The sequence below is a fragment of the Comamonas sp. CMM02 genome, assembly GCF_014851485.1.
GTDB lineage: Bacteria > Pseudomonadota > Gammaproteobacteria > Burkholderiales > Burkholderiaceae_C > Comamonas > Comamonas avium.
In genome coordinates, this window is the sequence record NZ_JACUZW010000002.1 from 23,556 (window position 1) to 49,223 (window position 25,668).

34 protein-coding genes are annotated in these 25,668 nt (G+C 58.9%); 32 read left to right on the plus strand and 2 right to left on the minus strand.

Features of this window, described 5'->3' with window-relative positions:
* Positions 1 to 71 precede the first annotated feature (71 nt).
* Complete coding sequence (locus IB213_RS05200) at positions 72 to 494, minus strand: DUF3293 domain-containing protein (RefSeq protein WP_191724183.1); 423 nt, start codon at positions 492 to 494, stop codon at positions 72 to 74.
* A gap of 187 nt (positions 495 to 681) precedes the next feature.
* Here IB213_RS05200 and IB213_RS05205 point away from each other — a divergent pair, with 187 nt between their 5' ends.
* The 32 genes from IB213_RS05205 to tatC all read left to right on the plus strand — a co-directional run bounded on the left by IB213_RS05205 (position 682) and on the right by tatC (position 24,107).
* Positions 682 to 1,485, plus strand: coding sequence for an amino acid ABC transporter substrate-binding protein (locus IB213_RS05205; protein ID WP_191724182.1), 804 nt, complete (start codon positions 682 to 684; stop codon positions 1,483 to 1,485).
* A gap of 138 nt (positions 1,486 to 1,623) precedes the next feature.
* The gene (locus tag IB213_RS05210; RefSeq protein ID WP_191724181.1) at positions 1,624 to 2,277 is read left to right on the plus strand and encodes an amino acid ABC transporter permease; all 654 of its coding nucleotides are present in this window, start codon (positions 1,624 to 1,626) and stop codon (positions 2,275 to 2,277) included.
* On the plus strand, positions 2,258 to 3,034 hold the full coding sequence (locus IB213_RS05215; RefSeq protein ID WP_304515599.1) for an amino acid ABC transporter ATP-binding protein: 777 nt from the start codon (positions 2,258 to 2,260) through the stop codon (positions 3,032 to 3,034). The genes IB213_RS05210 and IB213_RS05215 overlap by 20 nt, the downstream gene beginning before the upstream one ends.
* A 212-nt stretch (positions 3,035 to 3,246) precedes the next feature.
* Positions 3,247 to 4,053, plus strand: a complete 807-nt coding sequence (locus tag IB213_RS05220; RefSeq protein WP_191724180.1) for an ABC transporter ATP-binding protein — start codon at positions 3,247 to 3,249, stop codon at positions 4,051 to 4,053.
* Positions 4,050 to 4,826: a lipid asymmetry maintenance ABC transporter permease subunit MlaE gene (gene mlaE, locus IB213_RS05225; RefSeq protein WP_191724179.1), complete on the plus strand. Its 777-nt coding sequence runs from the start codon at positions 4,050 to 4,052 to the stop codon at positions 4,824 to 4,826. The genes IB213_RS05220 and mlaE overlap by 4 nt, the downstream gene beginning before the upstream one ends.
* Before the next feature lie 30 nt (positions 4,827 to 4,856).
* On the plus strand, positions 4,857 to 5,336 hold the full coding sequence (gene mlaD / locus IB213_RS05230) for an outer membrane lipid asymmetry maintenance protein MlaD (protein ID WP_191724178.1): 480 nt from the start codon (positions 4,857 to 4,859) through the stop codon (positions 5,334 to 5,336).
* A gap of 23 nt (positions 5,337 to 5,359) precedes the next feature.
* A complete protein-coding gene (locus IB213_RS05235; RefSeq protein ID WP_370551175.1) occupies positions 5,360 to 6,109 on the plus strand; it encodes a VacJ family lipoprotein in 750 nt (249 codons plus the stop codon).
* Positions 6,110 to 6,151: 42 nt separating this feature from the next.
* Positions 6,152 to 6,796, plus strand: coding sequence for a phospholipid-binding protein MlaC (locus IB213_RS05240; RefSeq protein ID WP_225560993.1), 645 nt, complete (start codon positions 6,152 to 6,154; stop codon positions 6,794 to 6,796).
* A 9-nt stretch (positions 6,797 to 6,805) separates the two neighbouring features.
* Entirely contained in the window at positions 6,806 to 7,105 is a 300-nt protein-coding gene (locus IB213_RS05245) for a lipid asymmetry maintenance protein MlaB (protein ID WP_192405655.1), read from the plus strand.
* Between the two features lie 57 nt (positions 7,106 to 7,162).
* A complete protein-coding gene (locus IB213_RS05250; RefSeq protein ID WP_191724175.1) occupies positions 7,163 to 8,068 on the plus strand; it encodes an ABC transporter ATP-binding protein in 906 nt (301 codons plus the stop codon).
* Positions 8,069 to 8,079: 11 nt separating this feature from the next.
* On the plus strand, positions 8,080 to 8,835 hold the full coding sequence (locus tag IB213_RS05255; RefSeq protein WP_192406065.1) for an ABC transporter permease: 756 nt from the start codon (positions 8,080 to 8,082) through the stop codon (positions 8,833 to 8,835).
* 67 nt (positions 8,836 to 8,902) lie between these two features.
* Complete coding sequence (locus IB213_RS05260) at positions 8,903 to 9,145, plus strand: BolA family protein (RefSeq protein WP_191724174.1); 243 nt, start codon at positions 8,903 to 8,905, stop codon at positions 9,143 to 9,145.
* Positions 9,146 to 9,231: 86 nt separating this feature from the next.
* Positions 9,232 to 10,500 carry a UDP-N-acetylglucosamine 1-carboxyvinyltransferase gene (murA, locus tag IB213_RS05265; protein WP_191724173.1) on the plus strand — a complete coding sequence of 423 codons (1,269 nt, stop codon included), beginning with the start codon at positions 9,232 to 9,234 and terminating at the stop codon, positions 10,498 to 10,500.
* The gene (hisG, locus tag IB213_RS05270) at positions 10,497 to 11,147 is read left to right on the plus strand and encodes an ATP phosphoribosyltransferase (protein WP_191724172.1); all 651 of its coding nucleotides are present in this window, start codon (positions 10,497 to 10,499) and stop codon (positions 11,145 to 11,147) included. The genes murA and hisG overlap by 4 nt, the downstream gene beginning before the upstream one ends.
* Before the next feature lie 30 nt (positions 11,148 to 11,177).
* Positions 11,178 to 12,494: a histidinol dehydrogenase gene (hisD, locus tag IB213_RS05275; RefSeq protein WP_192405656.1), complete on the plus strand. Its 1,317-nt coding sequence runs from the start codon at positions 11,178 to 11,180 to the stop codon at positions 12,492 to 12,494.
* A gap of 162 nt (positions 12,495 to 12,656) precedes the next feature.
* Complete coding sequence (locus IB213_RS05280) at positions 12,657 to 13,529, plus strand: hypothetical protein (RefSeq protein ID WP_192405657.1); 873 nt, start codon at positions 12,657 to 12,659, stop codon at positions 13,527 to 13,529.
* Between the two features lie 103 nt (positions 13,530 to 13,632).
* Positions 13,633 to 13,908: a hypothetical protein gene (locus tag IB213_RS05285; protein ID WP_192405658.1), complete on the plus strand. Its 276-nt coding sequence runs from the start codon at positions 13,633 to 13,635 to the stop codon at positions 13,906 to 13,908.
* Positions 13,905 to 14,348 carry a PIN domain-containing protein gene (locus tag IB213_RS05290; protein WP_192405659.1) on the plus strand — a complete coding sequence of 148 codons (444 nt, stop codon included), beginning with the start codon at positions 13,905 to 13,907 and terminating at the stop codon, positions 14,346 to 14,348. Before IB213_RS05285 ends, IB213_RS05290 begins: the two co-directional genes overlap by 4 nt.
* A 54-nt stretch (positions 14,349 to 14,402) precedes the next feature.
* Entirely contained in the window at positions 14,403 to 15,524 is a 1,122-nt protein-coding gene (gene hisC, locus IB213_RS05295) for a histidinol-phosphate transaminase (protein ID WP_191724167.1), read from the plus strand.
* The gene (gene hisB, locus IB213_RS05300; protein WP_191724166.1) at positions 15,521 to 16,159 is read left to right on the plus strand and encodes an imidazoleglycerol-phosphate dehydratase HisB; all 639 of its coding nucleotides are present in this window, start codon (positions 15,521 to 15,523) and stop codon (positions 16,157 to 16,159) included. The genes hisC and hisB overlap by 4 nt, the downstream gene beginning before the upstream one ends.
* Positions 16,160 to 16,242: 83 nt before the next feature.
* Positions 16,243 to 16,911, plus strand: a complete 669-nt coding sequence (gene hisH, locus IB213_RS05305) for an imidazole glycerol phosphate synthase subunit HisH (RefSeq protein ID WP_191724165.1) — start codon at positions 16,243 to 16,245, stop codon at positions 16,909 to 16,911.
* Positions 16,912 to 16,982: 71 nt separating this feature from the next.
* Entirely contained in the window at positions 16,983 to 17,750 is a 768-nt protein-coding gene (hisA, locus tag IB213_RS05310; RefSeq protein WP_192405660.1) for a 1-(5-phosphoribosyl)-5-[(5-phosphoribosylamino)methylideneamino]imidazole-4-carboxamide isomerase, read from the plus strand.
* Positions 17,747 to 18,598, plus strand: a complete 852-nt coding sequence (locus IB213_RS05315; protein WP_192405661.1) for a D-hexose-6-phosphate mutarotase — start codon at positions 17,747 to 17,749, stop codon at positions 18,596 to 18,598. The genes hisA and IB213_RS05315 overlap by 4 nt, the downstream gene beginning before the upstream one ends.
* 48 nt (positions 18,599 to 18,646) lie before the next feature.
* On the plus strand, positions 18,647 to 19,447 hold the full coding sequence (gene hisF, locus IB213_RS05320; protein ID WP_191724162.1) for an imidazole glycerol phosphate synthase subunit HisF: 801 nt from the start codon (positions 18,647 to 18,649) through the stop codon (positions 19,445 to 19,447).
* A 222-nt stretch (positions 19,448 to 19,669) separates the two neighbouring features.
* Positions 19,670 to 20,059: a phosphoribosyl-AMP cyclohydrolase gene (gene hisI / locus IB213_RS05325; protein WP_191724161.1), complete on the plus strand. Its 390-nt coding sequence runs from the start codon at positions 19,670 to 19,672 to the stop codon at positions 20,057 to 20,059.
* Positions 20,060 to 20,063: 4 nt separating this feature from the next.
* Positions 20,064 to 20,459, plus strand: coding sequence for a phosphoribosyl-ATP diphosphatase (locus IB213_RS05330; RefSeq protein WP_191724160.1), 396 nt, complete (start codon positions 20,064 to 20,066; stop codon positions 20,457 to 20,459).
* Complete coding sequence (locus tag IB213_RS05335; RefSeq protein ID WP_192405662.1) at positions 20,456 to 20,848, plus strand: hypothetical protein; 393 nt, start codon at positions 20,456 to 20,458, stop codon at positions 20,846 to 20,848. The genes IB213_RS05330 and IB213_RS05335 overlap by 4 nt, the downstream gene beginning before the upstream one ends.
* 18 nt (positions 20,849 to 20,866) lie before the next feature.
* Positions 20,867 to 21,904: a patatin-like phospholipase family protein gene (locus tag IB213_RS05340; protein ID WP_192405663.1), complete on the plus strand. Its 1,038-nt coding sequence runs from the start codon at positions 20,867 to 20,869 to the stop codon at positions 21,902 to 21,904.
* Positions 21,905 to 21,961: 57 nt separating this feature from the next.
* Complete coding sequence (locus IB213_RS05345; RefSeq protein WP_191724157.1) at positions 21,962 to 22,339, plus strand: histidine triad nucleotide-binding protein; 378 nt, start codon at positions 21,962 to 21,964, stop codon at positions 22,337 to 22,339.
* A gap of 104 nt (positions 22,340 to 22,443) precedes the next feature.
* Positions 22,444 to 22,680, plus strand: coding sequence for a Sec-independent protein translocase subunit TatA (gene tatA, locus IB213_RS05350; RefSeq protein ID WP_191724156.1), 237 nt, complete (start codon positions 22,444 to 22,446; stop codon positions 22,678 to 22,680).
* Between the two features lie 40 nt (positions 22,681 to 22,720).
* The gene (gene tatB, locus IB213_RS05355; protein ID WP_192405664.1) at positions 22,721 to 23,215 is read left to right on the plus strand and encodes a Sec-independent protein translocase protein TatB; all 495 of its coding nucleotides are present in this window, start codon (positions 22,721 to 22,723) and stop codon (positions 23,213 to 23,215) included.
* A 103-nt stretch (positions 23,216 to 23,318) separates the two neighbouring features.
* Positions 23,319 to 24,107, plus strand: coding sequence for a twin-arginine translocase subunit TatC (gene tatC, locus IB213_RS05360; protein ID WP_191724154.1), 789 nt, complete (start codon positions 23,319 to 23,321; stop codon positions 24,105 to 24,107).
* A 299-nt stretch (positions 24,108 to 24,406) separates the two neighbouring features.
* Here tatC and IB213_RS05365 read toward each other — a convergent pair whose 3' ends face one another.
* Complete coding sequence (locus IB213_RS05365) at positions 24,407 to 25,555, minus strand: S1C family serine protease (protein ID WP_192405665.1); 1,149 nt, start codon at positions 25,553 to 25,555, stop codon at positions 24,407 to 24,409.
* Positions 25,556 to 25,668 lie beyond the last annotated feature (113 nt).

Below are 25,668 nucleotides of genomic sequence, written 5' to 3' on the forward strand. Positions count from 1 at the left end.
CTTTGTCTGTATAGCTTTTAGATACTTTTAAATCTGAAAGCTATGCCTAGTAAGCGATGGTAGCTATTTTTTTATCGAAGCAGTATCAATTGCGGCACCATGTCCGCGCCGCAGTGCACCACGGCGTTCTGATTCCATTGCTGGCCCCAGGCATGGGCGGTGGATGCTTGCATGCCCCACACCAGCACGCTGTCTTCCCCGGGCCAATTGCCCAGCGGGTCGTGACCACATCCGTCCAGCCACGACCATCCTGCGCGCTGCAAGGCCTGACGCAGCTGCACCATGCGCCGTTCGTTCAAATGGTCTGGCAGCAGCTCGCCCAGAGGGTTGCAGGCCGTCAGGTAGGTGGCGCACTGCACAGCGTGGCGCTGGTAGTAAGGTGCCAAAGCAGGCTGCACCTGCCCCAGTTGTAAAAACCAGTCGCAGTCACGCAAACGGTACTGGGTGGTTTGGTAGGCCTGCAGCAGAGGCTCGGGTAAAACGGTTTCAGCCATGGCAAGTGTGTCGAAATTGCGCAGGCACGTGGTTTGCATGCGAGGTTATGGTCCAGACAGGTGGCAACTGGTGCTTGTCTGAGTGACAATAACGGATTCGGCCAGTGCGGCATACAGGACTGCGGGTTTCCCCGTGCAAAGACTGTATCCGTGGTCAAACCGGTTTTTCCACCTCAACTTTGAAGCCATGAAAAAACGTACTCTCCTCGCATCGCTGGCCCTTACCGCCATCCTCGCTGCATGCGGCAAGTCTGAGCCCGCAGCCACTGCAACCGCCCCTGCAGCCGCTGCACCTGTTGCCGTGACCAAGATTGTGGTGGGCCTGGATGACAACTTCCCGCCCATGGGCTTTCGCGACGAGAAAAACGAGTTGGTCGGCTTTGACATTGACATGGCCCGCGAAGCCACCAAGCGTCTGGGCCTGGAAGTGCAGTTCAAGCCCATTGACTGGAGCGCCAAGGAAGCGGAGCTCAATGGCAAGCGCATTGACGTGCTGTGGAATGGCCTGACCATTTTGGAGTCACGCAAGCAGCACATTGCTTTCACCGACCCCTACATGGCCAACCGCCAGATCATCATTGTCAAAGCTGGCTCTGACATCAAGGACAAAGCAGGTCTGGCAGGCAAGGTGGTGGGCGTGCAAGAGTCTTCTTCCGCCGTGGATGCCATGAAGAAAGAGGAAGCAGTCTTCAATTCTTTCAAGGAATTCAAGCAGTTTGGTGACAACATCACCGCTTTGATGGATCTGGAAACAGGCCGTCTGGATGCCGTGGTGGTCGACGAAGTGGTGGGCCGCTTCCACGTTGCCAAGAAGGCAGACACTTACACCGTGCTGGAAGAGAACTTCGGCACCGAAGATTACGGTGTGGGCTTCCGCAAGGACGATACCGAGCTGCTGGGCAAAATGAACCAGGCCCTCAAGGACATGAAGGCCGATGGCGCAGCTGCTGAAATTTCCAAGAAATGGTTCGGTGAAAACATTGTCAAGTAAGCTTCGCGCTTGACCATACACCGGCGTGGCCCGCCTTGGCCCGCCGGTGTTTTTTGTTGGTACAGCCTGTTGCTGTACTGCGGGGCGCTTTAGATGCCTGCGACACCCGTTCAAGCGGTCGCGCTGAAGGCTTGTTTCATGGATTACGTTATTTCCCTTCTGGGGCCGCTGTCGCATGGCGCAGTGGTCACCCTCAAGCTCTTTGCCATCACGTTGGTGCTGTCCATTCCGCTGGGTCTGGTGCTTGCGCTCGTGCGTCTGTCCCGTTTTGCGGGGTTGCGCGCTTTGGTGGGGGGCTATATCTGGCTGATGCGGGGCACACCGCTGATGCTGCAGATGCTGTTCATCTACTTTGCACTGCCCTTTGTGCCTGTCATTGGCGTGCGGTTTGACGACTTTCCTGCCGCCATCGTGGCGTTTACGCTCAATTACGCCGCCTACTTTGCTGAAATTTTCCGTGCTGGCATCCAGTCGATCGACCGGGGGCAGTACGAAGGTGCCAAGGTGCTGGGTCTGTCTTACACCCAGACCATGCGCCGCATTGTGATTCCGCAGGTGTGGCCGCGCATTTTGCCGCCGCTGTCCAACGAGACCATCACGCTGGTCAAGGACACCTCCCTGATCTACGTGCTGGCCCTCAATGACCTGCTGCGCGCCGCGCGCGGCATTGTCCAGCGCGACTTTACGACCACGCCTTTCATAGTGGCCGCTGCTTTCTATTTAGTGATGACCCTGGTGCTGACCTGGGGCTTCCAGTATCTTGAGAAACGTTATGCCAAGTACGACGCCTGATGTGATGATCTCCGCCCAGGCCATCCACAAGGCTTTTGGCGGCAATGAAGTGCTGCGCGGTGTATCGCTGGACCTGATGCGTGGCGAAGTGGTGGCCGTGATTGGCCCCTCCGGCTCGGGCAAGAGCACGTTCTTGCGCTGCCTGAACCACCTGGAGACGATCGACAGCGGCACCGTCATTGTCGAGGGCGAAGTGCTGGCGCAAAACGATGCATCAGGCAAAGCACAGTACGTCTCGGATGCGCAGATTCGCAAAATCGGACACAAGATGGGCATGGTGTTTCAGTCCTTCAATCTGTTTCCGCACCTCACCGTGCTGGAAAACATCATTGAAGCGCCCATGCTGGTGCAGAAGATCAAGCGCAGCGAGATCGTGCCCAAGGCCGAGGCTCTGCTCAAGAAAGTCGGCCTGCTGGAAAAGCGCGATGCCTATCCCAACCGTCTGTCCGGCGGGCAAAAGCAGCGCGTGGCGATTGCCCGTGCGCTGGCCATGGATCCGGACATCATGCTGTTTGATGAGCCCACCTCGGCGCTCGACCCAGAACTTACTGGCGAAGTGCTGCGCACCATGCGCGAGCTGGCACAGGACCGCATGACCATGCTGGTGGTGACCCATGAAATGGGCTTTGCCCGCGAGGTGGCCAACCGCGTGATCTTTATGGATGGCGGCAACATTGTCGAGCAGGCGACAGCCGAAGCCTTCTTTGCCAATCCGCAGCACGAGCGCACGCAGGCCTTCCTGCAAAACATGTTGTAAAAATGCTGCGACCGCGGTTGCGCGTTTTTGAGTTGAATTGGGCCTGGATGTCTGTTAAATAAGCACTTATAGCTATATTTTTCGGCAGCATGCACATCAGATGCGAAGGTAAACATACAGTTGTGTATGTTTATCTGCGCCAATAAGGGGCGCAAAGCAGGGCTTGTCTGCACAATAGTGCTTTCCCTCGATTTTTTTGAAATTTGCAACGCATGAGTATTCCTGCCCCTTTTGTGGAGCTGCGCAACGTTAGCTTTGGCTATGGTGAACGCACCATCTTGCGCGATGTCTCCCTGCAGGTGCCGCGTGGCAAGGTTACGGCGTTGATGGGCGCCTCCGGTGGTGGCAAGACGACCGTGTTGCGCCTGATTGGCGGGCAAGAGCGTGCGCAGCAAGGTCAGGTGCTGGTCAATGGCCAGGATGTGGGTCACATGGGTGCGCAGCAACTGTATGCCATGCGCCGGCGAATGGGCATGCTGTTTCAGTTTGGCGCCTTGTTTACGGACATGAGCGTGCTGGATAACGTCGCTTTTCCCTTGCGAGAGCACACCAAGCTGCCCGAAGACATGGTGCGCGACATCGTGCTCATGAAACTGCATGCCGTTGGGCTGCGTGGCGCGCGCGATTTGATGCCCAGCCAGGTCTCCGGCGGCATGGCACGCCGCGTTGCGCTGGCACGCGCTATTGCACTGGACCCTGAATTGGTGATGTACGACGAGCCCTTTGCAGGCCTGGACCCAATTTCTTTAGGCACGGCTGCGCGCTTGATCCGTACGCTCAATGACGCTTTGGGCCTGACCAGTATCTTGGTCTCTCACGATGTGGAAGAAACGCTCCATGTTGCCGATCACGTCGTGATTTTGGGGGCAGGCGGCATTGCCGCGCAGGGCACGCCTGACGAAGTGCGCCAGAACCCAGATCCTCTGGTGCAGCAATTTATTCATGCGCGACCACAGGGGCCGGTGCCGTTTCACTATCCAGCCCCCAGCCTGGAGCAAGATTTCGGAGGTCACGCATGAAAGCAGTGGCTGCATTGGGACTGTGGACTCGCCAGCAACTGGCAGCCCTGGGGCAGGCAACCCACCTGTTTTTGCGCTTGCTGGGTATGCTCCCCGCGACGCTGGCACGCCTGCGCCTGCTGGGCGATCAAATCCACTTTCTGGGCAATTACTCGCTGGCCATCATTGCAGTTTCCGGCTTGTTCGTTGGCTTTGTATTGAGCTTGCAGGGTTATTACACCTTGCAGCGCTATGGCTCGGCCGAGGCGCTGGGCCTGCTGGTGGCTCTGTCGCTGCTGCGTGAGCTGGGCCCTGTGGTGACGGCGTTGCTGTTTGCTGGCCGTGCAGGTACCGCTTTGACGGCTGAAATCGGTTTGATGAAAGCAGGTGAGCAGCTGTCGGCCATGGAGATGATGGCCGTAGACCCTGTCAAGCGCATTCTGGCGCCCCGTTTCTGGGCTGGTTTTATCGTGATGCCATTGCTGGCAGCCGTATTCAGTGCCGTAGGCGTCATCGGAGGCTGGCTGGTGGGGGTGGTGATGATCGGGGTCGACGGTGGTGCCTTTTGGGGGCAGATGCAATCTGGCGTCGACTGGTGGTATGACCTCGGCAATGGTGTGATCAAGAGCGTGGTGTTTGGTGTGGCGGTCACCTTTGTGGCGCTCTACCAGGGTTTTACTGCCAAGCCCACCCCTGAAGGTGTTTCGCGTGCCACCACACGCACGGTGGTGGTGGCTTCGCTGGCGGTGCTGGCGCTGGACTTCTTGCTCACAGCTTCGATGTTCAGCATCTGAGGCGCACAGGTTTCAACAAGGAATTTTGTTATGCAGGCATCTAAAAACGACGTATGGGTCGGCCTCTTCGTATTGATTGGTGCTGCTGCACTGGTATTTCTGGCATTGCAGTCGGCTAATTTGCTGAGCTTGAGCTTTCAGGAAAACTACAAGATCAGCGCCCGGTTTGACAATATTGGCGGGCTCAAGCCCAAGGCAGCGGTCAAGAGCGCAGGGGTCGTGGTGGGGCGCGTGGAGGACATCACGTTTGATGACACTACTTTTCAGGCCACCGTACACATGGCGATGGAAAAGCGCTACGCCTTTCCCAAGGACAGCTCCCTCAAAATATTGACCAGTGGCCTGCTGGGCGACCAGTACATTGGTATTGAAGCCGGTGCAGACGATGTCAATTTGGCCGAAGGTGATCGCATTACGGCGACCCAGTCGGCCGTGGTGCTGGAAAATTTGATTGGTCAATTTCTCTATAGCAAAGCCGAAGACGGTGGCGCTGCAGAGGCATCGAAGTAACCACCAGCGATCAGGTAGACCCCATGATTAAAAAAAATATGCTTATTGCCTTGAGTGCCCGCAGGGCTGGTTCTGCGCTTTTGCTGGTCACTGGCATGGCGCTGGTCGGCTGTGCATCGACACAGGCGACAAACCCCCAAGACCCCTACGAGGGCTATAACCGCGCCATGACGTCGTTCAACGACTCCATGGACGATGCCGTCTTGAAGCCGGTAGCTACGGCCTACCAGACGGTGACACCCCGGCCGTTACGCACGGGCGTCAGTAATTTTTTCGGCAACCTGGGCGATCTGTGGTCCATGGTGAACCATGCCCTGCAAGGCAATGGTGAGAAAACATACAACCACATGGTGCGTTTTACGACCAACACCGTGCTCGGACTGGGTGGTTTGCTCGATATCGCGACAGAGATGCAGGTGGCGCGCGACAAGCAGGACTTTGGCCTGACTCTGGCGACCTGGGGCGTCAAGCCCGGGCCTTATCTGGTGCTGCCTTTCTTGGGCCCATCTACGCTGCGTGACACCGTCGCTTTGCCTGCTGACTGGTGGGGGCATCCTATGGACAGCATGCACCCCGTTTCGCATCGCAATACTTTGCTGGGTCTGCGGTTGGTAAATACACGTGCCAACTTGCTCAATGCGACCGATACGCTGGATGCCGCATCGCTGGATCGCTATGCATTGATGCGGGATTTGTACTTGAAGCAGCGTGATCCCGCCAGCCGCCAGCAAAATGATGACAACGCGGGTCGTGTTGAGAGCTTTGACGACTAAGCCGCATAGCCAAGACACGCAGTTTTGGTGCAAAAGGAAATGATGATGATGCAACGACGCACACTGGCCACACTGCTGGCTGCTAGCGCTACCCTGTGGTTGGCCGCCCCTGCATGGGCGCAGACTGCTGCCATCGAGGCGCCTGATGCCTTGGTCAAGCGCCTGTCGACGGACATTTTGGAAACGATCAAGGCCGACCCTGAGCTGCGCAACGGCAATATCACACGTATCTCTCAGGTGGTTGACACCACCGTGATGCCCTATGTGAATTTTCGACGCATGACATCAGCGGCGGTGGGGCCGCAGTGGCGCCAGGCAACGCCTGCGCAGCGCGAACGCTTGCAGCAGGAGTTCAAGCTCATGCTGATTCGGACCTACGCAGGTGCCTTGAAGCAGGTCAGCGATCAACGCATCGTCGTCAAGCCACTGCGTGCAGCGCCGGGCGACACGGACGTGCTGGTGCGGACCGAGGTTCATGGCAAGGGAGAGCCTGTCCAGCTGGACTTCCGCCTGGAAAACACCAGCGGCACTGGCTGGAAAATTTACAATCTGAACGTGCTGGGCGTGTGGATGGTAGAAACCTACCGTACCCAATTCGCGCAAGAGCTCAACAAAGGCGGTATTGACGGCTTGATCAATGCCCTGAGCAGCCGCACCATCGCGGCTGATGCCAAGGCCGGCAAGTAAAGCGACAGCATGAGCCACACCATTGCACTTCCTTCCGTATTGACTGCACAGGTCGTGGGAACGGTTCAGACGCAGTTAGTGCGCAGCATGCAGGCCGCACCGCAGGGGCAGGGCATTGTGCTGCAAGCCTCGGGTGTGCAGTCGTTTGACTCCGCTGGTTTGGCTTTGCTGCTTGCCTGCCGCCGTGCAGCGCAGGCACAGGGCCGAGTGCTGCGGGTGCAAGGCTGGACACCGAGCTTGCAGTCGCTGGCGCAGGTGTATGGCGTGATGCCTTTGCTGGATCCAGAGGCCGCCGCTGCGGTCATGTAACTGTCGCAAGCCCGTGGCGCAGGACGGGTGACCGCAGGGCTTTAGAATGTCACGCTCATGCCAGCCGTCTCTATCCAATCCCTCTCCAAAACCTACGCAACCTCCAACGGCGGTTTTCAAGCCCTCAATAACGTGAGCTTGGACATTGCTGAAGGCGAGTTTTTTGGTTTGCTAGGCCCCAATGGGGCCGGTAAAACCACGCTGATCAGTATTTTGGCGGGGCTGTCCAAGGCCACTTCGGGCCGCATTACGGTCATGGGCAAAGATGTGCACAGCGATTTTGCGGCTGCACGCAAGCAGTTGGGTGTGGTGCCGCAGGAGCTGGTGTTTGATCCGTTTTTCAATGTGCGTGAAACCCTGCGCTTGCAGTCGGGCTACTTCGGCGTCAAGAACAACGATGCATGGATTGACGAATTGCTGGAAAGTCTGGGCTTGGCCGATAAGGCGCAGGCCAATATGCGCCAGCTTTCAGGGGGCATGAAACGCCGCGTGCTGGTGGCGCAGGCGCTGGTGCATAAACCTCCAATTATTGTGCTGGATGAGCCGACCGCAGGTGTCGATGTGGAGTTGCGACAAACGCTGTGGCACTTCATTGCCAAGCTCAACAAGCAGGGACACACAGTCTTGCTGACCACGCATTACCTCGAAGAGGCCGAAGCTTTGTGCAACCGCATTGCCATGCTCAAGCACGGGAGTGTGGTGGCGCTGGATGACACGTCCAATCTGCTGAAGACGGCTTCATCCAACGTGCTGCAATTCAAGACCGACCAAGCGCTGCCAGAAACACTGGCGCCCGTGGCCCGTGTGACCGGGCGTGTGGTGCAATTGCCAGCCCAGGGGCCGCACGATATCGAGTTTTTTTTGGCGACGCTGCGCGAAGCGGGCGTGGTGATGGAAGACATGGAAATTCGCCGTGCCGATCTGGAAGATGTGTTCTTGCAAGTGATGAAGGGGGCTGCATGATGTTCCCCCAGATGCAAGGCTGGACCTCGCTGTTCTATAAAGAAATTCTGCGTTTCTGGAAGGTGAGCTTTCAGACCGTGGCCGCCCCCGTGATGACAGCGGTGCTCTACCTGCTGATCTTTGGTCATGTGCTGCAAGACCATGTGCAGGTATTTGAAGGGGTGGGCTATACCGCCTTTCTGGTGCCGGGACTGGTGATGATGAGCGTGCTGCAAAACGCGTTTGCCAATAGCTCCTCCAGCCTGGTGCAAAGCAAGATCATGGGCAGCGTGGTATTCATCCTGCTCACACCGCTGTCGCACTGGGCGTGGTTTTGCGCCTATGTCGGCTCATCGGTGGTTCGTGGTTTGGTGGTTGGGCTGGGTGTCTATATCGTGACCCTGTTCTTTACTGCGCCTGTGGCAGTCGCACCGCTGTGGATTGTGGTGTTTGCCGTCCTGGGTGCTGCGCTGCTGGGCACGCTGGGTCTGATTGCCGGCCTGTGGGCCGATAAATTTGACCAGATGGCGGCTTTCCAGAATTTCCTGATCATGCCCATGACGTTTCTGTCGGGCGTGTTCTATTCCATTCAATCCCTGCCGCCGTTCTGGCAGCAGGTCAGCCACCTGAATCCGTTTTTCTACATGATCGACGGCTTCCGGTATGGCTTCTTCGGCCAAAGCGATATTTCACCCTGGGTGAGCCTGGGTATCGTCGGCGCAGCGTGGCTGGCCGTGAGCGCACTGGCTATCCACTTGCTGCGCATTGGCTACAAAATTCGCCATTGATGTGGCGTGCCTTTTTGGGGCGCGCTGCTTTTGACCGCAGCGCTTGCACTGCGGCACTGAGAAAACTATGACTGCTGATCAACTCCAATCCATCATCCGCGCAGGGCTGAACTGCGAGCATCTGGCCGTTGAGGGTGATGGCCGCCATTGGTATGCCACCATCGTTTCTGCGGAGTTCGAAGGCAAGCGCTTGCTGGCGCGCCAGCGGCTGGTGTATGCCACCATGGGTGAGCGCATCAAGACCGACGAGGTGCATGCCCTGTCCATGAAAACCTTCACTCCGGCAGAATGGTCTGCCAAGACTGAATAAGTCTTAAAAATAGATAGCTGTTAGCGCTTGACTCACAAGGAGTTGAGCGTGATTTCATTTAAATTTAGATTCAAGGCTCCAGCGCCATGGACAAACTCCTCATTCGCGGCGGTCGCCCTTTGCACGGCGAAGTGCTGATTTCTGGCGCCAAGAACGCCGCATTGCCAGAGCTGTGCGCAGCGCTGCTGTCTGCGCAGCCGGTCACGCTGCACAACGTGCCCCGTCTGCAAGACGTGGCCACCATGCTCAAGCTCATTCGCAACATGGGCGTGACGGCCGAGCGTGATGACAACGGCACGGTGACCTTGAACGCGGGTGCGCTGAACAACCCCGAAGCTCCGTACGAACTGGTCAAGACCATGCGCGCCTCGGTGCTGGCGCTGGGGCCGTTGCTGGCCCGTTTTGGCCATGCCAAGGTATCGTTGCCCGGTGGCTGTGCGATTGGCTCACGCCCAGTGGATCAGCACATCAAGGGTCTGCAGGCCATGGGGGCTGTCATTACCGTGGAAAACGGTTACATGAATGCCAGCCTGCCTGAGGGCTGGAAACGCCTGAAAGGCGCGCACATCACCACCGACATGGTGACTGTGACCGGCACCGAGAACTTCCTGATGGCCGCAGCGCTGGCCGAGGGTGAGACGGTGCTGGAAAACGCAGCCATGGAGCCCGAGATCACCGATCTGGCCGAAATGCTCATCAAGATGGGCGCCAGGATATCTGGCCACGGCACCAGCCGCATCACGATTGAGGGTGTAGAGGCCCTGCATGGCTGTGAGCATGCCGTGGTGGCTGACCGTATTGAAGCCGGTACGTTCCTGTGTGCGGTGGCGGCAACGGGTGGCGAGGCATTTTTGCGCCATGGCCGGGCAGACCATTTGAGCGCGGTCATCGACAAGTTGCTGGAAGCCGGTGCGCAGGTGCAGACTGAAGAGGGTGGCATCCGTGTGCGCAGCCAGGGCCGCTTGAAGGCGCAGAGCTTTCGCACCACGGAATACCCGGGCTTTCCCACCGACATGCAGGCGCAATTCATGGCGCTCAATCTGGTGGCCGAAGGCCCCAGCATGGTCACTGAAACCATTTTTGAAAACCGCTTCATGCACGTCAATGAAATGATGCGCCTGGGCGCGCGCATCACTACCGATGGCCGCGTGGCCACGGTAGAAGGTGGCGCACCGCTGTCGGGTGCCACCGTCATGGCGACCGACCTGCGCGCCTCTGCCAGTCTGGTGATTGCAGGGTTGGTGGCCAAGGGTGAAACCCTGGTGGATCGTATCTACCACCTTGACCGTGGTTACGACCGCATGGAAGCCAAGCTGCGTGGTTTGGGGGCGGACATTGAAAGAGTCTCGCAATGAGCATCACCATTGCCCTGTCCAAGGGCCGCATATTTGAAGAGACCGTGCCTTTGCTGGCTGCTGCAGGCATTGAAGTCACGGAAGACGTGGACAAATCGCGCAAGCTGATTTTTGACACTACCAACCCCGAAGTGCGCGTGGTGCTGGTGCGCGCTTCGGATGTGCCCGTGTACGTGCAGTACGGCGGTGCAGACCTGGGCGTTTCGGGTTCTGACTCGCTGATCGAGCACGGTGGCCAGGGCCTGTACCAGCCGCTGGACTTGCAGATTGCCAAATGCCGCGTGAGCGTGGCCGTGCGCAATGGCTTTGACTACGCACACGCCGTCAAGCAGGGCGCACGCCTGAAGGTGGCCACCAAGTACACAACGATTGCGCGTGAGTTTTTCGCCAACAAGGGCGTGCACGTGGACATGATCAAGCTGTACGGCTCGATGGAGTTGGCACCGCTGACGGGCATGGCCGATGCCATCGTCGATCTGGTGTCCACCGGCAATACGCTCAGAGCCAATGATCTGGTGGAGGTGGAGCCCATCATCGACATCAGCTCGCGGCTGGTGGTCAATCAGGCTTCGCTCAAGCTCAAGCAAAAACCGCTGCGCCACATCATTGATGCGTTTGCGCAGGCTGTGGCCGCCAAGAACAACTAATTTTCTCCCACTGTTGAAGCAGTAAACACTATGGAAATCGCAGCAACCCCCCTTCGTCTGTCCACCGCGGATGCCAATTTCGAACATGATTTTGCGCAACGCCTGCATTGGTCAGCCGATACGGATGCGGCGATTGAGCAGCGCGTGGCCGATATCCTGGCCGATGTGCAGTCCCGTGGTGATGCTGCGGTGCTGGATTACACAGCCCGCTTTGACGGGCTGGATGCGCCCAGCATGCAGGCGCTGGAGCTGACGCAGACAGAGTTGAAGGCAGCTTTTGACAGCCTGGGCGCTGCGCAAAAGTATGCGCTGCAAGCGGCCGCGCAACGTGTGCGCACCTACCACGAGGCGCAAAAGAAGGCCAACGGCGAAAGCTGGAGCTACCGTGACGAAGACGGCACCCTGCTGGGCCAGAAGGTGACGCCGCTGGACCGCGTAGGCATTTACGTGCCCGGTGGCAAGGCCGCATATCCCAGCAGCGTGCTAATGAACGCCATTCCAGCCCTTGTGGCAGGTGTGCCCGAAATCATCATGGTGGTGCCCACGCCCAAGGGTGAAAAAAATCCGCTGGTGCTGGCGGCTGCCTATGTGGCGGGCGTGCACCGTGCATTCACCATTGGTGGGGCGCAGGCTGTAGCGGCTCTGGCCTATGGCACGGCCACTGTGCCCAAGGTGGACAAGATCACTGGTCCCGGTAACGCCTATGTGGCCAGCGCCAAGAAGCGCGTTTTTGGCATGGTGGGCATTGACATGATTGCCGGGCCGTCTGAAATTTTGGTGCTGGCAGATGGCACCACGCCCCCCGACTGGGTGGCGATGGATTTGTTCAGCCAGGCCGAGCATGACGAGCTGGCGCAGTCCATCTTGCTGTGTCCTGATGCTGCCTATATTGACGCCGTGCAGCAATCGATTGACCGTCTGCTGCCCGAAATGCCGCGCAAGGACATCATCGCCAAAAGCCTCAACGACCGGGGTGCACTGATTTTGACGCGCGACATGCAAGAGGCCTGTGCCATCTCCAACCGCATTGCACCCGAGCATCTGGAAGTCTCCAGCAATGACCCTCACCGGTGGGAGCCCAGCCTCAAGCATGCAGGGGCCATTTTTCTGGGTGCCTACACCAGTGAATCGCTGGGCGACTACTGCGCAGGCCCTAACCACGTGCTGCCTACCAGCGGCACGGCGCGCTTCTCGTCGCCTTTGGGGGTGTACGACTTCCAGAAACGCTCCAGCATCATTGAAGTGAGTGAAGCAGGTGCGCAGGTGCTGGGCAAGATCGCAGCCGAGCTGGCCTACGGCGAAGGCCTGCAAGGTCACGCCCGTGCAGCAGAGATGCGCCTGAAGTAAGGCGTGCCGCTGTCACTCCAACCGCGCTCTTGAGCGCGGTTTTTTGATGGCGGGAGTCAATTAAGTGCAACCAAGTGTGGCCAGGTGGTGAATTCTGCGCAATTTGTTGAACACTGCGCACATGCCTTGGCAGCTTGCCAGGGCCCAGCAGCAGGAGGCAGCATGGTGTTGAGTTTGAGAAAGAACGTGTTCGGTCGCACCCAGCGGTGGTGTGTGGTGGGGTTCGTGTTGGGGGCTTTGCTGGGGTGTGCACCCACCATGCAGGCAGGGCGGTCTTCGGACGCAGTGAACGAGTCTTCCAGCGCCGCGACGTCTGCGCAGCAGGTACAGAACAGTTCGCAAACCGCTGAACGCCGGCTGGCACCGCCCGCCCGTGCCTCGGCTTCTACGCTGGGCACGCAATGGGGCGAGGGGCGTGAATCCGCCGTGCGCTATGTGCCCGCCGAGCGGGTGACGCAGCAGTCGCAAGAACTGCGCCAAATTGCCTACACCGATCTGGCGAGCATTCAGCAGGCGCTGGGCCGCCGCGCCAACCAGCAGCTGAATATTTTGCTGGCTGGCGGCAAAGTGGAGTGGTCGGTACTGGGCGAGCAGGAGCAAGCCTTGCCCATTTACAGCACGCGCGGTGCGCAGGACTACCGTGTAGCGGGCAAGCAAGGTGAGCGTTATGAGCTGCAGTTTGTCAATCGCAGCCAGACCCGTTATGAGGTGGTGGCCACCGTAGATGGTCTGGATGTGCTCGGTGGCCGCACCGGCAGTCAGACAGCTGCGGGCTACATTCTGGAGCCCGGTCAGACCATGCGCATTGATGGCTTTCGCAAAAGCGCCAGTGAAGTAGCGGCCTTTCGCTTTGCCAGCAAACCCCAGGCCTATGCCGCCAACACGCCTGCGGGCGATGCGCGCAATCTGGGCGCGATGGGTGTTGCCTTGTTTGAGCTCAAGCCCACGGCACCAACACAGGCTCCCGCAGGGCCACAGGCTTTCCCGGCAGATGCAGGCAGCACGATTTATGCGCCGCCACCGGCCTACCGCTGAACCCACGCGACGCATTTGCCCGCATCTGGACGGGAGCATGCGGAAGGTATAAATCTGGCTACACGAACTTCGTGCAACACGAAATTCGTGTAGACTAGTCCGCATGAAGAACGTCACTATCACCGTCGAAGACAGCGTGCTTGAATGGGCGCGCATCGAGGCAGCGCGCCGGGGCACCAGTGTCTCGCGCATGCTGGGTGACTTTATGGCCGAGATGCAGCGCCGCGAAGATACGTATGAACGCGCCTATCTGGCGTGGCGCACCGATGAGCGCACCTGGCAAGCGGGGGGCGCATCGTCCACAAAAAACGCAGCGCGCAGTGCCGCGGGCAAGCGTGCTGCAGGCCCCAAAGACTTGAACCATGAAGGTGTGGCATGAACCCGGTGTTCGTCGATACATCGGCACTGATTGCCGCAGAAGATGTGGGCCAGCCTGCCTTGTATGCCGCCGTACTCGACTGGCTGGATCTGCTGTGGCGCAGCCGCACGGGGCGTACCGGTAATCAGGCCCTGGTGGAGTTTTACGACCAGGTCACCACGGGGGCTGCTCCCATGCCCCAAGGCGATGCGCGCGCTGCCATTCGCCGCTACCAGACCTGGAACCCCTGGAAAACCGATGCCGCCACGCTGGAAACCGCGTGGGCGGTGCAGGCACGCCACGCATTGCCGTTTGCTGACTGTCTGGCCGTGGCCTGTGCCCAGCACAGTGGTTGCGAGCAAATGCTGACGCTGCATCTGCCCCACGGGGCGCACTACGGTGGCGTCACCATGGTGCACCCCTTGCAGCAGGCGGCCAGCCCCGGCGCAGATGTTGCCTGAGGGCGGATGATCCAGCCACTGCATGCCTGCAAGAAATTTGAAAGTGTGAACCCCATGTCTGCTGATTCCTCGACCCAAGCCAAAGCGCTGCAACGCATCCGTGCCGACGTGCGGGCCATGCATGCCTACCATGTGCAGCCTTCGCAGGGCCTGCTCAAGATGGACACGATGGAGAACCCGTTCCGTCTGCCGCAGGCGCTGCAAAAGGCGCTGGGAGAGCGTTTGGGCGCACTGGAAATCAACCGTTACCCCGGCGAGCGCCTGGACGTTTTGAAGCAGATGCTCCAAGACTACGCCGGTGCACCTGAGGGCAGCGCGGTGCTGCTGGGCAATGGCTCGGATGAAATCATCACCTTGCTGGCGCTGGCGACCGCACAACCGGGTGCCCAGGGGCGCGCCAAGATGCTGGCGCCCATGCCCGGCTTTGTGATGTACCCCATGAGTGCGCAGTTGCAGGGGCTGGACTTTGTGCCTGTGCAACTGACAGCCGACTTTGACCTGGATGTGCCCGCCATGCTGGCCACCATAGCCGCGCAGCAGCCCGCCATTACCTATCTGGCCTACCCCAACAACCCCACCGCCACGCTGTGGGCCGAAGACAAGGTGCAGGCCGTGATTGATGCGGTCGGTGCCATTGGCGGCCTGGTGGTGATGGATGAGGCCTACCAGCCTTTTGCCAGCCGCAGCTGGATCACGCAAATGCACGCCAACCCTGCGCGCAATGCCCATGTGCTGCTGATGCGCACGCTGTCCAAGTTTGGCCTGGCCGGCGCCCGACTGGGCTACCTGATTGGCCCGGCGGCCATTGTCAATGAGCTGGACAAGGTGCGCCCGCCCTACAACATCAGCGTGCTCAATTGCGAAACTGCGATCTTTGCGCTGGAGCATGCCGATCTGTACGCAGAGCAGGCCGCTGCCATCCGCGCTGAGCGCCAGCCCTTGATCGATGCACTGACTGCTTTGCCCGGGGTAGACAAAGTCTGGCCTTCAGAGGCCAATATGGTGCTGCTGCGCGTGCAAGATGCCGCCAGGGCGCAGGCGGCCATGAAGGAGCGCGGCGTTCTGGTCAAAAATGTCTCGGCCATGCACCCGTTGCTGGCCAATTGCCTGCGTCTGACCGTGGGCACCCGCGAAGAAAATGCCCGCATGTTGGCAGCCCTGAAGGAATCGTTATGAGCAATGCACTCGTCCCCTCCACCGCTACCGCTTCTGCTGAGAGCACCGCCCGCGTGGCCGAGGTGCAGCGCAACACCGCCGAAACCCATGTGCACGTGCGCGTGGATCTGGACGGCACGGGCAAGGCGCAGCTGCGCTCTGGCATTGGTTTTCTGGACCACATGCTCGACCAGATTGCCCGCCACGGCCTGATTGATCTGGATGTGGATTGCGAGGGTGATCTGCACATTGACGGCCACCACACGGTGGAAGACATTGGCATCACCATTGGCCAGGCGTTTGCCAAGGCCGTGGGCGACAAAAAAGGCATTCGCCGCTACGGCCACGCCTATGTGCCGCTGGACGAAGCGCTCTCGCGCGTGGTGATTGATTTTTCGGGCCGCCCCGGGCTGCACATGGACTGCAAGTTCACCGCGGGCCGCATTGGCGAGCTGGATACCCAGCTGGTGTTCGAGTTTTTCCAGGGCTTTGTGAACCACGCCGGGGTCACACTGCACATTGACAACTTGAAGGGTTTCAACGCCCACCACCAGTGCGAAACCATCTTCAAGGCGTTTGCCCGTGCCATGCGTTTTGCGCTGGAGCGCGATGAGCGCATGGCGGGTGTGATTCCGTCCACCAAAGGCAGTCTGTAAAGATATGAGCGGCTGTCGCTTGTCTACTCTATGTTTGCAAGCGAAAGTACATTGAAACCCAGTGATAACGGGCGCTAAGTGCTATGAGTTCAGTGAACAACACCGTGGCTGTGGTCGATTACGAGATGGGCAACCTGCGCTCGGTCTCGCAAGCTGTCAAAACTGCGGCCATGGGGACGGACGTGCGTGTCATCGTCACGCAAGACCCGGCCCAGGTGCGTGCCGCCAGCCGCATCGTGCTGCCCGGGCAAGGCGCCATGCGCGACTGCATGGCCGCGCTCAAGGCCTCAGGCCTGCAAGAGGCGGTACTTGAGGCTGCGGCCACCAAGCCGCTTTTTGGCGTGTGCGTGGGCATGCAAATGCTGCTGGAGCACAGCCAAGAGGGCAATACCCCCTCGCTGGGGCTGATTCCGGGGCACGTGCAGCGCTTTGAGCTGGCAGGCCGCATGCAACCCGATGGCAGCCGCTACAAAGTGCCGCAAATGGGCTGGAACCAGGTGTTCCAGAGCTCGCCCGGTGGCGTACGCCACGCCATGTGGGATGGCATTCCTGATGGGGCGTATTTCTACTTTGTGCACAGTTTTTATGCGGTGCCGGCTGACGCAGCACATTGCGCGGCTGAGACAGATTACGGCGGACAGTTTGCATCTGCCATTGCACGCGATAAGATTTTTGCTACGCAATTCCATCCGGAAAAGAGTGCGGACCATGGCCTGGCCCTGTACCGCAACTTCTTGCACTGGAATCCGTAAGTCTCCTTTTTCTTCAACCCTGGCCACCCCTGAGTTAGTCGGCCTCCTTTAGGCAAAGCCTCTCGCACATCATGCTGCTGATTCCCGCCATCGACCTCAAAGACGGACAGTGCGTCCGCCTCAAACAAGGTGATATGGACCAGTCCACCACATTCGGTAACCCTGCTGAGATGGCCCGTCGCTGGCTGGATGCCGGGGCCCGCCGTCTGCATCTGGTGGACCTCAATGGTGCTTTTGCTGGCCAGCCCAAGAATTTGGCAGCCATCAAAGCCATCCTCAAGGAAGTCAACGGTGAGATTCCGGTCCAGCTCGGTGGTGGTATCCGCGATCTGGACACCATCGAACGCTACGTGGATGCGGGGCTGGAGTACGTCATCATTGGCACGGCTGCGGTGAAAAACCCGGGCTTTTTGCAAGATGCCTGCAGCGCCTTTGCAGGCCGGGTGATCGTCGGGCTGGACGCCAAGGACGGCAAGGTTGCCATCGACGGCTGGAGCAAGCTGACCGGCCAGGATGTGCTGGATGTGGCCAAGCGCTTTGAAGACTGGGGCGTGGAATCCATCATCTACACCGACATTGGCCGCGATGGCATGCTCTCGGGGATCAACATCGATGCCACCGTCAAGCTGGCGCAGTCGCTGAAGATTCCGGTGATCGCCTCCGGCGGTCTGGCCAGCATTCAAGACATCAGGGATCTGTGCGCTGTCGAAGACGAAGGCGTAGAAGGCGTGATCTGCGGGCGCGCCATCTATACCGGTGATCTGAATTTTGCCGAAGGCCAGAAGCTGGCAGATCAGCTCAATGGCTACGAAGACGACGACAGCGAATACCCACAATGACCGAACCCCAAGCCACGCGTGAAATCTGGCGTGGCCTAGCCTGCACCCAGATCACCTTGCCCAGCGGTGACTGTGTGCGGGTGTCTGACCTGGGCGCGCAGGTGCTGTCCTGGCAGGTGGGTGGGCAAGAGCGACTGTTTTTGTCTGAAGCTGCTGTGCTTGACGGCTCTGCCGCCATTCGTGGTGGTGTGCCTGTGTGCTTTCCCCAGTTCAACCAGCGTGGGCCCTTGCCCAAGCACGGGCTGGTGCGGCGCAGTGCCTGGCAATGGCGCAGCGCACAAGTGCACGGCGAGGCCATCACGGCACGCTGGCTGTGGGATGCGGCTGTGCCCTGGCACGCCGACTTTGCGCACGGCGTGCGTGCCGAGGTGGCGGTGACGGTATCGCCCGATACGCTGACCGTGCAACTGTCTGCCACCAACACCGGAGGCACCGCGTTTGCATTTACAGGCGCGCTGCACACCTATCTGGCCATACAGGGTGCAGACATTGCAGCCCTGAACGGGCTGGAAGGGGCGGCTTTTTGGAATGCTGCAAAAGCCTTTTCACCGGCGGTGCAAAGCGGCAGCGTGGTGCTGGGTGAAGAGGTGGACCGTGTGTATGCACGTCCGCTGCAGGCGCTGGAGCTGAGGGATGCGGCAGGCAGTCTGCGCATCAGCCAGGATGCCGCCTGGCCAGACACGGTGGTATGGAACCCCGGGGCCGCGCTGTGCGCCAGCTTGCCCGATATGAACGCTGGTGACTGGATGCGCATGCTGTGCGTAGAAGCAGCGGCCATCAACCAGCCCGTGGCCCTGCACCCAGGCCAGCGCTGGCATGCGGCGCAAACTTTGCAGGTCGTGGCTTAAGGGCCGCTGCCTATATGTCTGATCTTCTTCGATAGAAAACGCTTTTTCATGCTCGCCAAACGCATCATTCCTTGTCTCGACGTGACCGGTGGCCGCGTGGTCAAAGGCGTTAATTTTCTGGAGCTGCGCGACGCAGGCGATCCGGTCGAAATTGCAGCGCGCTACAACGCGCAAGGCGCAGACGAACTGACGTTTCTGGATATCACCGCCACCAGCGATGGCCGTGATCTGATCTTGCCCATCATTGAGGCCGTGGCCGCACAGGTGTTTATTCCGCTGACGGTGGGCGGGGGCGTGCGCGCCGTAGAAGACGTGCGCCGCCTGCTGAATGCGGGCGCAGACAAAACCAGTTTTAACTCTGCCGCCATTGCCAACCCGGCCACGATCAACGCCTGCAGCGACAAATATGGCGCACAGTGCATCGTGGTCGCTATTGATGCCAAGCGCCGCACGCCCGAAGAAGAGCTGCGCATTGGGCCCGGTGGCACGCCCATGGGCGCTGGCTGGGATGTATACAGTCACGGTGGCCGCAAGAATGTAGGGCTGGATGTGGTGCGCTGGGCTCAAGAGATGGCACAGCGCGGTGCGGGTGAGATTTTGCTGACCAGCATGGACAAGGATGGCACCAAGAGCGGTTTTGACTTGGCGCTGACCCGTGCCGTAGCCGATGCCGTGGGCGTGCCCGTGATCGCTTCGGGTGGTGTGGGCAACCTGGACCATCTGGCAGACGGTGTGCAGCAAGGCGGCGCTGACGCGGTGCTGGCGGCCAGCATTTTTCACTATGGTGAATACACGGTGCAGCAGGCCAAGGAACGCATGCGCGAGCGCGGCATTCCAGTGCGTCTGTGAGTGGAAAACAGCGCTTGAGGCGGCGTGGGACGCGGTTGCCGCAGCGCTGCTGCAGTATTTGGTGCAGGCGCTGCGCTGCAGCTTTGCAGGTGTGCTGAGCTGGCCATTGAAGCGTCAAAGAAGTGAGCTGCTCACGCTTTGTTTATAAGCATTTGCATGTGATTTATATTTGAAATCGGCTTCCAGTATGCGCTGGTAGCTATATAAAAAATCAGGACGTCTATGAGCTGGTTGGATCAAGTTCAATGGGATGCACAGGGTCTGGTGCCCGTGATTGCACAAGAGCAAAGCAGCGGCGATGTAGTGATGTTTGCGTGGATGAACCGCGAGGCACTGCAAAAAACGGCTGAACTGGGCCGTGCCGTGTACTTCAGCCGTTCGCGCAACAGGCTGTGGTTCAAGGGCGAAGAGTCAGGCCATGAGCAAACCGTGCACGAGATGCGCATTGACTGCGACAACGACGTCATCTTGCTCAAAATTACCCAGCAAGGGCACGTGCCCGGTATTGCCTGTCATACGGGACGGCACTCTTGTTTTTACAGTGTTCTGAAGGACGGGCAGTGGGCAGCCATTGATCCGGTCTTGAAAGATCCAGCATCCATCTACAAATAAAGTCATGTCTGAACACAACACCGCGTCGGTTGAAGGCGCATTGGCCCGTCTTGCTGCTGTCATTGAAAGCCGCAAGACTGCGAACGGGGGCGATCCCGATAAAAGCTATGTGGCCCGCTTGTTGCATAAAGGCCCTGATGCTTTTCTCAAGAAGATCGGGGAAGAAGCCACCGAGGTGGTGATGGCCGCCAAGGACGTGGACGCAGGCGCTGACAAAGGAAAAATCCTTTATGAAGTTGCGGACTTGTGGTTCCACACCATGATTGCGCTGTCGCACTATGGGCTGACGCCCGCTGACGTGGTGGCCGAGCTGGAGCGCCGTGAAGGCACCAGCGGTCTGGAAGAAAAAGCGTTACGCAAGGCCCAGGACCGGGCTGTGCAGGAAGGGAGATCAGAGTGAACGATGACATTATTGAAGTCCGCGCTGTCGACCAGGCCACACTCGATGGCCTCAACGCTTGGGGCTGGGTGAGCTATGTGCTGCACCTGATCGTGGCTATTGCGGCGGTATTGCCCGGTGCCCAGGTCAGCGTTGCAGTGCTGTTGATCGCACTGGTGATTGACTTGGTCAAGCGCTCAGATGCCGTGGGCACATGGCACGCATCGCACTTTACATGGCGTTTGCGCAGCATGATCTGGGCAGGCATTTTGTATGTGGTGACGGCGCCGCTGTGGCTGCTGTTCTTTGTGCCAGGCTGGATCGCATGGTGCGTAATTTCCATCTGGTTCCTCTACCGCATCGTGCGCGGCATGATTGCCATGAACAAGCAGCAGCCGCTGCCGGTTTAACCCTCACGATTGCTGCCCATGACGCACCCTCCCGCTTCTGTGAAATGTCTGAATCTGGCACTGCAAGGCGGGGGATCGCACGGTGCATTTACCTGGGGTGTGCTGGATGCGCTGCTCGAAGATGGCGGCTTCCAGTTTCCCGGTATCAGCGGCACCAGTGCCGGCGCGCTCAATGCGGTGGCCGTAGCGCAGGGCTTTGCGCAGGGTGCCCTGGAGTTTCCGCAGGATCAGGCCAGCCGCCATGGCGCGTCCTGCGCCCATGCCCGCGCTGCGCTGCGCAAACTGTGGGAAGGGGTTGGCGCCATGGGCGCTTTCACCTGGGGGGTGCCAGTAGCCAACAACCCGCTGATGGGCATGATGAGCCAGTTCCTGTCGCCCTATCAGACCAATCCGCTGGACATCAATCCGCTGCGCAAACTGCTGCAGCGGACCGTAGATTTTGAGACGCTGACCCAGGCCTGGGGGCGCGATGGCATGCCCAAGCTGTTTGTCTGTGCCACGAATGTGCGCACCGGCAAAGGTGAAATATTTACCGATACCCGCCTGAGTGCCGATGCCATCATGGCTTCTGCCTGCCTGCCCCAGCTGTACAAGGCTGTGGAGATTGACGGTGAGCGGTACTGGGATGGCGGTTTTTCCGGCAACCCTGCGCTGTACCCGCTGATCTATCGCACCGAATGCACCGATATGCTGCTGGTGCAAATCAACCCCGTGGAGCACCCAGACCTGCCAGACACTGCCAACGACATCATGGAGCGCATCAACGAGGTGACGTTCAATGCCGGCCTGCTCAGTGAACTGCGTGCGATTGATTTTGTGCGCCGCATGCTGGCTGAGGGGCGGCTGGATGCCGCGCGCTACAAAAACGTGCTGATGCACCGTATCGACGGAGGCTCTGCGCTCAGCCGTTATGGTGCTTCCAGCAAATCGCGGGTAGACATGGCTTTCTTGCTCAAATTGTTTGAGCTGGGCCGCAAGCAAGGTGAGCAATGGGTGCATGATCACCGCAGCGATGTGGGCGTTCGCCAGACGCTGCAGATTGTGGACAATCCATGACTGAGGCCCTCAGCGGCCAGATCTGACACCGACAACACCGATTTTCCAAAGCCAGCCATGACCGATCACGCACACCCTGCGCATGACCCCCACTGTATTTTCTGCAAGATCACTGCAGGCCAAATTCCCAGCAACAAAGTGTATGAAGACGAAGAACTGTTCGCCTTCCATGACATTCGTCCCGCTGCGCCCGTGCATTTCTTGATCGTGCCTAAAAAGCACATTGTCTCGCTGGCCCACGCCTGCCCGGACGATGAGGCATTGCTGGGCAAAATCATGGTGCTGGCCCCCAGGCTGGCACTGGAGCAGGGCTGCAATCCATACCCGGAAGGTGGTTTTCGCACTGTGGTGAACACGGGCGCCGAGGGTGGCCAGGAAGTCCATCACCTGCACGTGCATGTGATGGGTGGCCCCCGCCCTTGGAAGCACGGCTAAATCTGGGTGAACATACACAGCCGCACGCGCAAACTTAAGGCCATCTCTGGCGCTGTGTTGCGGCGGCACGTCTAAAATGGCTGGTATTCGTTAGGAGTAATCTCATGGGAACGTTTTCCGTTTGGCACTGGTTGATCGTGCTGGTGATCGTCGTTTTGGTGTTTGGCACCAAGAAACTCAAAAACTTGGGTGGCGATCTCGGTGGTGCAGTGAAGGGCTTCAAGGACGGTATGAAAGAAGGCGGCGCTGCTGCTGACACCACGGCTGACAAAGCCGCAGTGGCAGACCAGTCCATCGCTGACAAGACCACGATTGATGTCGACGCCAAGCAAAAGAGCTAATGGCTGAACATGGCAGCAAGCACCTGCAAGGGGCGTTGGCATGATTGATATCGGTATCTCCAAGCTGGCGCTGATTGGTGCAGTGGCCCTGGTGGTCATCGGCCCCGAAAAGCTGCCACGAGTGGCACGTACGGTGGGCACCTTGCTGGGCAAGGCGCAGCGCTATGTGTCCGACGTCAAGGCTGAAGTGAGTCGCTCCATGGAGCTGGACGAGCTCAAGAAGATGAAGGAGTCGATGGAGACTGCAGTGCACGATGTCGAAAAGTCGGTGCATTCAGCCTCCAGTGACCTGGAAAAAGACTGGCGCGATGCCACCAATTTCGAGTCTGATTTCGACAGCAGCTCCAGCACACTGGCCAGCGACTACAGCAGCTATGACAGCAGCAGTACCGTCTCTCCAGCGTACAAAAATCCGGGCAAAAACTTCCGTATCAAGCGTGGGGCGGTGCCACGCTGGTACAAGGCGCGCGCCGGGGTGCGTACGCATGTGCAATCGGGCGCAGCACGTGTGGCGCGTTTCAGGCCCAAGCGTTAACGCTCAAGCCTGATGAAACAGTGCGGCACTTTGTAATGAAGGCAGCGCTGGTGCTTTTATTTTCTTGATCCGCAGGGCCGCAGGGCCCGGTTCTTTTTTGACCATGTCCGACAAACCCTCCAAAGACGACGAGCTGGCCGGCACCGAGCAGCCCTTTGTGCAGCACCTGATGGAGCTGCGTGATCGGCTGCTGTACTGCATTTACGGCATTGCCGTGGCGGTGGCGGTTCTGGCTATCTGGCCCGGGCCCAATGGCCTGATTGACTTCATCGCGCATCCCATCAAGATGCACATGCCCCCCGATTCCAAGCTGATTGCGGTGGGTGTGTTCACGCCATTTTTTGTGCCGCTCAAGGTGCTGATGATGGTGGGCATCTTGGCCGTGCTGCCGTGGCTGATGTACCAGCTGTGGGCGTTTGTAGCACCGGGCCTGTATGTGCATGAAAAGAAGTTTGCGCTGCCGCTGATTATTTTTGGCAGCTTGCTCGCTTACGTGGGTATCGCGTTTGTGCAGTTCTTTGTACTGGACAAGATGTTTGCCTTCATTCAGGGCTTCACCCCCGACAGCGTAGCGGCCACGCCCGACATTGCCTCGTATGTAGAGGCGATTTTGTCCCTGTACCTGGCTTTTGGCATGGCGTTTCAGGTGCCCATTGTTGTGATGCTGCTGGTACGCTTTGGCATTGTGGAGATCGCCAAGCTCAAGAGCTTTCGGGGCTATTTCATTGTGCTGGCCTTCATCATTGCTGCGGTGGTCACGCCGCCCGATGTGATCTCGCAGCTGGCGCTGGCCATTCCCATGTGCTTGCTCTATGAGGTGGGCATTGTGGCTGCAGGCTGGTTTGTGAAAGCTTCTAAAAAGCCGGAAGACGCAGAGCCAGACCAAGTTTGATGCTTGCATCAGCTCACCCATAAAAAAACCCGCTGACATGCACTGTCAGCGGGTTTTTTTTATGAGGGGATATTTAGAGCCGCTAACGCCACCTCCGATACGTCGTTGCTTTGCCTTGTCGTACGCCTGTACTGCCTAAGGCTTCACGTCTCGTCTCAGTCGAAAATCTGCGATTTGCTAGGTGGTGTTAGCCACTCTTAATAAAAATAGCACCCAACGCTTATTTTTAGGTATTTTCAAAGTCTTTTGATTTTGAAATTCCCATATATCAAGCGCCGGCTGCTCTTGTTTTTACTGGATCAACGAGGCTGGCGTGTACGCTGTGGCGTTGGGCGTTCACCGGGGGTGATGCTCAGTGTCAGGCTTTCACTGCCGCGCTGAATGCCAAAGCTGGCAGGCGTGCCCGGGGGTAGTGCGGCCACTGCCGTCATCATCTCGCCGACATTGCGCATGGCCTGGTCGTTCACTTGCACGATCACATCACCGGGCAGCATGCCTGCCTTGGCCGCAGGGCCAGCCTGCAGTACGCCGGTAATGATGACGCCTTGGCGGGCTTTGACACCAAAGGTTTCAGCCAGTTCCGGTGAAAGCTCATTGGGCTCCACGCCAATCCAGCCCCGGGTGACGCGGCCGTCTTTGACCAGCCCGTCCATCACCAGTTTGGCGGTCGATACGGGGATGGCAAAGCCAATGCCCATGCTGCCGCCCGACTGCGAGTAGATGGCGGTGTTGATGCCCAGCAGATTGCCGTTCACATCGATCAGTGCGCCACCGGAGTTGCCGGGGTTGATGGCGGCATCGGTCTGAATAAAGTTTTCAAACGTATTGATACCCAGCTGGTTGCGCCCCAGGGCGCTGACAATGCCGCTGGTCACCGTCTGGCCCACGCCAAATGGGTTGCCAATGGCCAGTACGGTGTCGCCCACCACGGCGTGGTCAGAGTTGCCCAGCACAATCACGGGCAGCTTGTCCAGTTCGATCTTGAGTACGGCCAGGTCGGTGTCCGGATCGGTGCCGATGACGCGGGCTTTGGATTGACGGCCATCTGACAGCGTCACTTCAATCTGGTCTGCGCCTTCTACCACGTGGTTATTGGTCAGGATGTAGCCGTCTGGGCTGACGATTACGCCGCTGCCCAGACCGGCCTGCTGCTGCGCCCCCACATCACCAAAGAAGAACTGAAACCAGGGGTCGTTGCTGCGCGGGTGGCGCACTTCTTTGCTGGTGTTGATGCTGACCACGGCGGGCATGGCTTTTTGTGCGGCAGCGGCCAGGCTGCCAGGGGCAAATTCAGTGCGTGGCTCTGAAGGCGCTTCCAGCAAAGAAATGCCGGCACGGCTGTAGGTGGCGCCACGCTTGAGCCAGCTGGGCTGCAAAGTGGCAACGACAAAATAAGCAGCCAGCAGCACGGTGACAGCCTGGGAAAACAAAAGCCAGTAGCGCTTCATATACAGAGGAGTGAGTAGGGCAATAGGTACAGAGCGTACGCGCAAACGCACAACTGTTGCAGGCCGGATGGGCCGTCCTGAGCATGGTGCACGCAAGGTGTCGCAAACGGAGA